The organism is Anaeromyxobacter sp. SG66, assembly GCF_022690805.1.
GTDB classification, from domain to species: domain Bacteria; phylum Myxococcota; class Myxococcia; order Myxococcales; family Anaeromyxobacteraceae; genus Anaeromyxobacter; species Anaeromyxobacter soli.
Window position 1 is genome coordinate 23,446 of record NZ_JALCZC010000041.1, and the last position, 7,557, is coordinate 31,002.

The 7,557-nt window shown below is 74.4% G+C and carries 9 protein-coding genes; 5 read left to right on the forward strand and 4 right to left on the reverse strand.

The window, feature by feature from the left end; genetic code table 11:
- The first annotated feature begins 13 nt into the window (after window positions 1-13).
- The 3 genes from murC to MNZ39_RS13125 all read left to right on the forward strand — a co-directional run bounded on the left by murC (window position 14) and on the right by MNZ39_RS13125 (window position 3,345).
- Window positions 14-1,390, forward strand: coding sequence for a UDP-N-acetylmuramate--L-alanine ligase (gene murC, locus MNZ39_RS13115; protein ID WP_242339163.1), 1,377 nt, complete (start codon window positions 14-16; stop codon window positions 1,388-1,390).
- 1 nt (window position 1,391) lies between these two features.
- Window positions 1,392-2,351 carry a UDP-N-acetylmuramate dehydrogenase gene (murB, locus tag MNZ39_RS13120; RefSeq protein WP_242339166.1) on the forward strand — a complete coding sequence of 320 codons (960 nt, stop codon included), beginning with the start codon at window positions 1,392-1,394 and terminating at the stop codon, window positions 2,349-2,351.
- A gap of 67 nt (window positions 2,352-2,418) precedes the next feature.
- Window positions 2,419-3,345 carry a D-alanine--D-alanine ligase gene (locus MNZ39_RS13125; RefSeq protein ID WP_242339168.1) on the forward strand — a complete coding sequence of 309 codons (927 nt, stop codon included), beginning with the start codon at window positions 2,419-2,421 and terminating at the stop codon, window positions 3,343-3,345.
- Here the strand turns inward: MNZ39_RS13125 and MNZ39_RS13130 are convergent.
- A complete protein-coding gene (locus MNZ39_RS13130; protein ID WP_242339171.1) occupies window positions 3,335-4,213 on the reverse strand; it encodes a hypothetical protein in 879 nt (292 codons plus the stop codon). The two genes, MNZ39_RS13125 and MNZ39_RS13130, sit on opposite strands and share 11 nt — an antisense overlap.
- Window positions 4,214-4,404: 191 nt before the next feature.
- Between MNZ39_RS13130 and MNZ39_RS13135 the strand changes: the two genes are divergently transcribed.
- Both MNZ39_RS13135 and MNZ39_RS13140 read left to right on the forward strand, forming a co-directional pair.
- Window positions 4,405-4,749: a cupredoxin domain-containing protein gene (locus MNZ39_RS13135; RefSeq protein WP_242339173.1), complete on the forward strand. Its 345-nt coding sequence runs from the start codon at window positions 4,405-4,407 to the stop codon at window positions 4,747-4,749.
- A 60-nt stretch (window positions 4,750-4,809) separates the two neighbouring features.
- Entirely contained in the window at window positions 4,810-5,307 is a 498-nt protein-coding gene (locus MNZ39_RS13140; RefSeq protein WP_242339175.1) for a hypothetical protein, read from the forward strand.
- Window positions 5,308-5,324: 17 nt separating this feature from the next.
- Here MNZ39_RS13140 and MNZ39_RS13145 read toward each other — a convergent pair whose 3' ends face one another.
- The 3 genes from MNZ39_RS13145 to MNZ39_RS24705 form a co-directional block, all read right to left on the reverse strand.
- Window positions 5,325-5,855: a gamma-glutamylcyclotransferase gene (locus MNZ39_RS13145; protein WP_242339178.1), complete on the reverse strand. Its 531-nt coding sequence runs from the start codon at window positions 5,853-5,855 to the stop codon at window positions 5,325-5,327.
- 225 nt (window positions 5,856-6,080) lie between these two features.
- The gene (locus MNZ39_RS13150) at window positions 6,081-6,329 is read right to left on the reverse strand and encodes a hypothetical protein (protein WP_242339181.1); all 249 of its coding nucleotides are present in this window, start codon (window positions 6,327-6,329) and stop codon (window positions 6,081-6,083) included.
- Between the two features lie 151 nt (window positions 6,330-6,480).
- Window positions 6,481-7,365: a multicopper oxidase domain-containing protein gene (locus MNZ39_RS24705; protein ID WP_305037332.1), complete on the reverse strand. Its 885-nt coding sequence runs from the start codon at window positions 7,363-7,365 to the stop codon at window positions 6,481-6,483.
- Window positions 7,366-7,557 lie beyond the last annotated feature (192 nt).

Sequence of the window (7,557 nt, forward strand, 5' to 3'; positions counted from 1 at the left end):
GGACCCCCACGCGATGAGCCTCTTCCGTTCCAGACCCGCCAAGATCCACTTCGTCGGCATCGGCGGCATCGGCATGAGCGGCATCGCCGAGGTGCTGCTGAACCTCGGCTACGCCGTCTCCGGCTCCGACCTGAAGGAGTCGGAGATCACCCGCCGCCTCGCCGGCCTCGGCGGCCGGATCGAGCGGGGCCACGCGGCGCAGCACGTCGAGCAGGTCGACGTGGTCGTCACCTCCTCGGCGGTCCGCCGGGACAACCCGGAGGTCGTCGAGGCGCGCCGCCGCAAGATCCCGATCATCCCCCGCGCGGAGATGCTCGCCGAGCTCATGCGGCTCAAGTACGGGGTGGCCATCGCCGGCTCGCACGGGAAGACCACGACCACCTCGCTCGCGGCGCACCTCCTCGCCCACGCGGGCCTCGACCCGACGGCGGTGGTGGGCGGCAAGGTGAACACCTTCGGCTCGAACGCGAAGCTCGGCCGGGGTGACTACATGGTCGTCGAGGCGGACGAGTCGGACGGCTCGTTCCTCCACATCCCGCCGACCATCGCGATCGTCACGAACATCGACCCGGAGCACCTCGATCACTGGAAGACCGAGGAGGCGCTGCGGCGGGGCTTCCTCGACTTCGTGAACCGCGTCCCGTTCTACGGCCGCGCGATCCTGTGCATCGACCACCCCACCGTGCAGTCGCTCCTGCCCGAGGTGGAGAGCCGCTACGTCACCTACGGCGAGGGCCACCAGGCCGACTACCGCGCCGAGGCGATCGAGGTCTCCGGCCACGCGGTCCGCTTCGACGCCTTCCGGCGCGAGGAGCCGCTGGGCCGCTTCGAGGTGAAGCTCGTCGGGCGCCACAACGCGCTCAACGCCCTCGCGGTCGTGGCGCTCGCCGACGAGATGGGCGTGCCGCCCGACGTCACCCGCGCGGCGCTCGCCTCGTTCGGCGGCGTGCAGCGCCGCTTCACGGTGCGCGGGGAGGCGGGCGGCGTGACGGTGGTCGACGACTACGGCCACCACCCGGCGGAGGTGAAGGCGACCCTGCTCGGCGCGCGCGAGGCCTTCCGCCGGCGGGTGGTGTGCCTGTTCCAGCCGCACCGCTACACGCGCACGCGCGACCTGCTCCCGGAGTTCGCGACCGCCTTCAACGACGCGGACGTGCTCGTCCTCACCGACATCTACGCCGCCGGCGAGGAGCCCATCCCCGGCGCGACCTCCGAGGCGCTCGCCGAGGCGATCCGCGCCTGCGGCCACCGCGACGTCTCGCTCGCGCCCCGCGCCGAGCTCGCCCGCGCGGCGCGCGCGCGGGTGCGGCCCGGCGACATCGTCCTCACCCTCGGCGCGGGCGACATCACCGCGGTCGGCCCCGAGCTGCTCGGGCTGCTCGAGGGCTAGCGTGCCGGGCGCGGTCTTCGGGGCGGGCGCCGCCGACTGGCGCGCGGAGCTCGCGCGGCGGGTGCGCGGGGAGCTCGTGCGCGACGCGCCCCTCGCGCCGCGCACGGCCGTGCGGGTCGGCGGTCCGGCCGACCTCCTCGTCCGCCCGGAGGATCCCGACGCGCTCGCGGCGCTGCTCCGCGCGGTCCGCGAGCTCGGGGTGCCGCTCACGATCCTGGGCGGCGGCGCGAACACCCTCGTCGCCGACGCGGGCGTGCGCGGCGTCGTCCTCCGGCTGCCGCAGGGGTTCGGGGAGGAGCGCCGGGAGGGCTCCCGGCTCGTGCTCGGCGCCGGCGCGCCCACCACCCGGCTGTGGATCCAGGCCCACGCAGCGGGCCTCGTCGGGGTGGAGTTCGTGGCGGGCATCCCCGGCACGCTCGGCGGCGCGGTGGCGATGAACGCCGGGACGACCCTCGGCGAGATGAAGGACGTCGTCACCGAGGTCGAGCTCGCGACCGCCGACGGCGCGGGGTTCGTCCCCGCCGCGGCGCTCGGCTTCGCCTACCGCACCTGCCTCCTCCCCGCGGGCGCCGTCGTCACGCGGCTCGCGGTGACCCTGCGGCCGGGCGACGTGGCCGAGAGCGCGCGCGTCATGCAGGAGGACCGCGATCGGCGCCGGCGGACGCAGCCGCTCGACCGTCCCACCTTCGGCTCGACGTTCACGAACCCCCCGGGCGACTTCGCCGGCCGGCTCATCGAGGCCGTCGGCCTCAAGGGGTACCGTGTCGGGAACGCCACGTGGTCGGACGTCCACGCGAACTTCATCTCGAACCTCGGCGGGGCCACCGCGCGCGACGTCCTCGCGCTCATGGCGCTCGCGCGGCGCAAGGTGAAGGAGCGGTTCGGCCTCGCGCTCGAGACCGAGGTCCGGCTCGTGGGCGAGTTCCTTGCAGAGGAGCTCGAGGCGCTGCGCGGGGAGTGAGCCGCGGAATGGTGAGCGAGGTCGCGGTAGGGTTCGAGGTCGCTGTCTGAGGATCGGGAGACGGACAATGGGCAAGTGGACGGGCAAGAAGGTCGCGGTGCTGTACGGCGGTCGCTCCTCGGAGCGCGAGGTCTCGCTCCGCACCGGCGCCGCCTGCGCCGACGCGCTCCGCACGAAGGGCCACGACGTCACGCTCGTGGACGTGGACACCGAGCTCGCCGCGCGGCTGCGCGAGCTCCGGATCGACGTCGCGTTCGTCGCGCTGCACGGCCGCTGGGGCGAGGACGGCTGCGTGCAGGGGCTCCTCGAGTGCATGGAGATCCCGTACACCGGCTCCGGCGTCACCGCGTCCGCGATGGGCATGGACAAGACGGTCTCGAAGGCGATCTTCAAGGCGCTCGGCCTCGACGTCATCGAGTACCGCGCGTTCCCGCCCGGGCGCGCCGCCGAGATCCGCGCCTCGGACCTCCCCTTCGGCGTGCCCTGCGTCGTGAAGCCCGCCGGCGAGGGCTCCTCGGTGGGCGTGCAGATCGTGAAGGACGCGGCCCGGCTCGCCGACGCGTGCCGCGAGGCGGCCCGCTACAAGGGCGACGTCATCGTCGAGCGCTACGTGAAGGGCACCGAGGTGAACGTGGCCGTGCTCGAGGGCAAGGCGCTCGGCGCGATCGAGATCGCCCCCGCGAACGAGTTCTACGACTACGCCGCCAAGTACACCGCCGGGACCACCAAGTACTACTACCCGGCCCGCATCCCCGAGGCGCACGTGGCGCGCGTGATGGCCGCCGCGGAGGTCGCGCACCGCGGGCTCGGCTGCAGCGGGGTGAGCCGCGTGGACTTCATCGTGGCGCCCGACGGCACGCCGTTCATCCTCGAGGTGAACACCCTCCCCGGCATGACGGCGACCTCTCTCGTGCCGAAGATCGCCGCCGGCCTGGGGCTCGCCTTCCCCGATCTGTGCGAGCGCATCCTCGACGGCGCCGCGCTCAAGGCGTAGGCCGCGCCGCCGGCCCCTCCGCCCGCAGCAGCGCCGGGACCTCGAAGCGCCACACGTAGCCGACCCGCAGCTCGAGCGGCGGGGCGTCCGCGGTGACCCCGGCGTTCAGCGCCGCCCTGAGCTCGCCGCCGCGCACCGGCACGATCGCTCCGAGCCCGAGCACGCTCGGGCGATCGGCGAACCGCCACCCGGCGTACCCGCGCCACTCGAGCTCGACCGCCGCGCCCGACGGGCCGCTCGCGCGCAGGGTCCCGCCGTAGGCGAACGCGTCGTCCTGCCGGTTCTGCGCGAACTGCCAGGAGACGAAGCCGACCCGCCCGAGCGCGCGCAGGCGCGCCGCGCCGAGCGCGCCGACGTCCTTGCCCGCGAGGAGGTCGATCGCGTAGCCCGGCGCGTTCGTGAACCGGCGCGAGGCGAGCCCCTTGCCCGTGGCCGACTTCACGCTGAGCCGGAGGCCGATCGCGGGCGCCGCGCGCTCCCGGAGGAGGAGGAAGCGTGCGCCGAACCGGGCGTCTCCCGGGGTGCCGTCCGCACGGTAGCGCGCTCCGAGCCGGTGCTGCGTCGCCGTGGAGGTGCGCCAGATCTCGATGGGCGTCCCGTCCACCTCCAGCGCGGCGGTCTCGCGGAACGGAAACAGCAGCCGGAGGTAGGGGGTGGCGGCGTGATCCCGGAGCGCGAGGCCGGAGACCTGTGCCGCGGCGGACAGCTCCACCTCCACGCGCGTCCCGATCACGGGGTCGACGTTGGGCAGGACCGGGAGCGCGTTGTAGCCCATCATGCCGGGGACGAGCGGCCAGTCGGGCGAGCCGGGCCACGCCGCGGTCGCAGCGGCGGCGAGGGACGCGAGCAGCAGGGACGCGCTCAGCACGTTGGCTGACGCTAGGTGCGGGCGCTGCCCGCGCGCGACTCCCCGGTCGCGCCGGACGCGCCGCGTCGGCCCATCGACCGCGGGCGCAGCCCGCGCGCCCTTCCCCCGATGGTGTCGCGCGCGACGCGCATGCATGCGAGACTGCGCCGCCGCGCCCGGGACGCGGGCGCGCGACGCAAGGAGAATGCCCGATGCGCACCCCCACCCTCGCCCTCGTCGCCCTGCTCGGCGCCCTCGCCGGCCTCGCCGCCTGCGATCGCCGCCCCGGACCCGGTGAGCCGGTGAGGATCACGGTGACGAAGCGCGGCTTCGAGCCCTGGAAGGTGCAGGCGAGGAAGGACGTCCCCCTCACCCTCGTGGTCACGCGCACCACCGACGAGACCTGCGCGAAGGAGCTCGTGCTCCCCGAGCTCGGCATCCACCAGCCGCTGCCGCTGAACGAGCCGGTCACCGTCTCCTTCACGCCGGCGCGCGCCGGCGAGCTCAGGTACGCCTGCGCGATGAACATGTTCCAGGGCGTCATCGAGGTGCGGTGACGCCGGCGTGCGCCGCGCCGCGCTCCGGGTATACCTCTCTGCCGCTCTCCGAAGGTCCCCTTGCGCACGCTCCTCTACGTCCTCTCCATCATCGCGGTGAACGCGGCCTTCGTCGTGTTCCCGCCCGTCCGGCCGCCCTGGGGCGGCGTGTTCTCGTTCGCGACGCTGCTCGTGGGCGCGACGTTCATCCTGCGCGACTACGCCCAGCAGGAGATCGGCGGCAAGGTGTGGCTCGCCTCGCTCGCGGGCGCGCTCATCACCGCCGCGTTCAACCCGCGGCTCGCGCTCGTGTCCGGCGGCGCCTTCTTCGCGGCCGAGCTCCTCGACCAGCTCGTGTTCACGAAGGTGCGCGGCTCGTTCCGCGCGCGCGTGCTCTGGTCGCAGCTCGCCGGCGTGGCGCTCGACACTGGCGCGTTCCTCGTGGGGATCGCCTTCGCCCTCGGCATCCCCTGGAGCTGGGCGAGCTACCTGACCATGAGCGCCGGGAAGCTCGCGGCGCTGTCGTACCTCGCCGTCGCCCGCCGGCGCCCGGCGCCGCCGCGGGGCGCGCTCGCCTGACCGGGAGCGCGCTCGGCTCAGCGCTTCGGCGCGAGCGCCTCGAGGCGCCGGATCCACTCGTCCGAGAGGCCGCGCGCGCGGGCGCCGCGAAGCAGCACCTCCAGGTAGGCGGGTGACGGCGGCGCGTCACTCGCCAGGCGGCGCGAGTTGGTGGCGCGGTAGGCGATGGCGGGGACGTGCGGGCCGCCGTCGACCGGCGAGAGCTCCACCTCGAACGCCTCGTACAGCCCTGAGACCGCCCCCTCCCTGTGATCGGCGAGGCCGCGCGACGCGCCGGGCATGGGCAGCGCGATCCCCTCGACGACGTCGCCCGGAGAGCGGGCGAGGTTCGCCACCGCGCCTCCCCACGCGCGGGAGAGCACGTCGAACGCGAGGCGGTAGCCGACGAGCCGCACGCGCCGGGCGCCCTCGAACGACGGCGCCGCGTAGCCGTGCTCCTGGGCCCACGCGGCGAACGCCTCGCCGTCGAGCGACGAGCCGTACACGAACCAGACGAAGTCCGGCCCCGCGGTCGCCTCGTGCGCCTTGCCGAAGAGGGGGAGCTTCATGCAGTCGGCGATCTACCGCGGAACGTCGCGGGGCGCTCGTGCCCGGGAGAGGCGCGCGCCGCGCGGCGGCTTCCACGTGCGCCGGCACCCCACCTCGCCATCCATCGTGACGCCTCCGTTCTCCGGAGGGCGACGATCGCCCAGACGGCCCTTCACGGCGAGTACCCGTGCGGAGCGTGAAAGCCCATCGGCCGAACCGCGGACCCTCGGGCGGCGGCGACTGCGCTACGGCGCCCGGCCGCTCTCGCCCCGCTCGAGCCGCTCCCTGAGATCGCGCACGCCCTGGCGGTCGTCGGACCAGAGGAGCCCGAGGTGGATCGTGCGGGGCGGCACCCCGTCGTCGTCCGCGACGTCGTAGAGCGCCTTGAGCCGCCAGCGCTCCTGCTCGCAGGCCTTCTTGATCTCGAACCGCACCTCGTGGCCGGTGCGCCGCAGCGCCTCGAGCGCGGCGGCGGCTTCGTCGGGGAGGAACACGGGGGGATGAGAGCACGGAGTGACCGGCGGGCCAAGGGCGCGGGGCAGCCTCCGCTTCCCGCGGCGCGCCCTCCCGAGCGCTCGCTCGCAGCTCGCGACGGCGCCCCGGCCGCGAGCTCGCGACCGGGGCGCCGGGGTGCCGCCGAGATGATCAGTAGCTCGTGACTTCCGTCCCCCGGGTGAACTCCCGCGTCACGCCGGAAGCCGGCGTGACGAAGTCCGGCCGCATCATCTCGTTGTCCTCGTGGTCGATGATGTGGCAGTGCCAGACGTAGTTGTACGTATCGTCGCCCGATGGGTCGAACGCGAACCTCGCCGCCGCGGTGGTGGCCGTGTCGGTGGGCCCCCACCGCACGAGGATGCGCGTCACCATCCCGGGCGGCGCCTGGACGGTGTCCTTCCAGCCGCGCTCGTAGGTGACCGCGGGCAGCACCGGCCCCTGCAGGTAGGGCGTGACGTCGGGGTTTCCGCCCACGACCGGGACGCCCGTCCGGACCGGGTAATCGCGGCGCAGGGCGGTCGCGATCTTCTCCGAGGTGTCCTGCGGCGTGTCCTTCGTCCCGTACGCGAGCGGCGGGCCGTAGCCCGGACAGTAGGTCGTGCCCATGGGGTCGACGGGCGTGCAGCCCTTCGGGAAGGCCAGGGCGTACGCGGCCGCGTACTTCGCGGCGTCGAACCTCTGCCGGCTGAGGATCTGGAACTGCACGAGGTGGAGGTGGATCGGGTGCGCGTCGGCGGTCGTGTTCACGATCTCCCAGACCTCGACGTCGCCCTCCACCGGGACCTCGGAGTAGGCGAGGTCGTCACCGTCCCGAGGCGTGAAGTCCGTCCTCGGCTCGCCCATCGCCGCGACGCCGGTCCACTTCGTGTTGTTGACGAGGATCTCGAGCGGGCCACCCGGATACGCGGTGAGCGCGCCGTTGATGGGGTTCACCGCGGTCATCGGCATGCCCATCACCTCGTTGAGCGTGAGCTGCCGGACGAGATCGGGGGCGACGCTCGGCGTCACCGCGCCGGGCTGGACGAGCCGCTGCATGGGCTGCTTGCGGACGATCGCGCCGGGCGCGGCCGGATCGTAGGGGGTTCCCTGCTCCGCCGGGCCGATCTGGAGCTGGAGGATCTGGCCGGTAGTGGAGCCGTGGGGGGGGGGGGCCCCCCGGGGGGGGGGGGGGGGCGGGGGGCGGCGCCGGCGGGGCGGGCCCGCGGAGTTGGGGGGGGCGTCCCAGGT

What these genes read in the sequence shown, in the direction of transcription:
- murC (WP_242339163.1), top strand. Translation starts at nt 14, where the DNA reads ATGAGCCTCTTCCGTTCCAGACCCGCCAAGATCCACTTCGTCGGCATC.
- MNZ39_RS13125 (WP_242339168.1), top strand. Translation starts at nt 2,419, where the DNA reads ATGGGCAAGTGGACGGGCAAGAAGGTCGCGGTGCTGTACGGCGGTCGC.
- MNZ39_RS13135 (WP_242339173.1), top strand. Translation starts at nt 4,405, where the DNA reads ATGCGCACCCCCACCCTCGCCCTCGTCGCCCTGCTCGGCGCCCTCGCC.
- MNZ39_RS13145 (WP_242339178.1), bottom strand. Translation starts at nt 5,855, where the DNA reads ATGAAGCTCCCCCTCTTCGGCAAGGCGCACGAGGCGACCGCGGGGCCG.
- MNZ39_RS24705 (WP_305037332.1), bottom strand. Translation starts at nt 7,365, where the DNA reads ATGCAGCGGCTCGTCCAGCCCGGCGCGGTGACGCCGAGCGTCGCCCCC.